Consider the following 361-nt stretch of genomic DNA (forward strand, 5'->3'; position numbering starts at 1 on the left):
CCTAAGAGGGTGTTTGAAAAGTTTTGATGGGTCAAAATTTATGCTAATCGCCTGACCATGATGCGGATCATGGCAAGGTAAATAAAAGTCTCTGATGTTTCGGGTAATAGCTCATAGTCTCTGACTAGTCGCCGACATCCCATCAACCAACCGAAAGTCCGTTCACGACCCAACGTTTTTTAAGTACAGTAAAGCCCTTAGTTTGTTCTGGTCGTAGAACTACCTGCACAATCCAACGGCAAAAATTCATTACCCACTGCATAAACGGTTCTCTTTTCATACCACCATCAACCCAGATTGTTGTCAATCGAGATACTTGATTTTTAGATTGTTTGACTCTTTTAAGAACTTTTTTACCTCC

1 pseudogene is annotated in these 361 nt (G+C 40.7%); it reads right to left on the bottom strand.

The annotated features are described in order from the left end of the window. Positions 1 to 38: 38 nt before the first annotated feature. Positions 39 to 361, bottom strand: a pseudogene (locus UYI_RS33975) (transposase); the annotation flags it as partial.

This window comes from Fischerella muscicola PCC 7414 (genome assembly GCF_000317205.1).
Lineage (GTDB): Bacteria > Cyanobacteriota > Cyanobacteriia > Cyanobacteriales > Nostocaceae > Fischerella > Fischerella muscicola.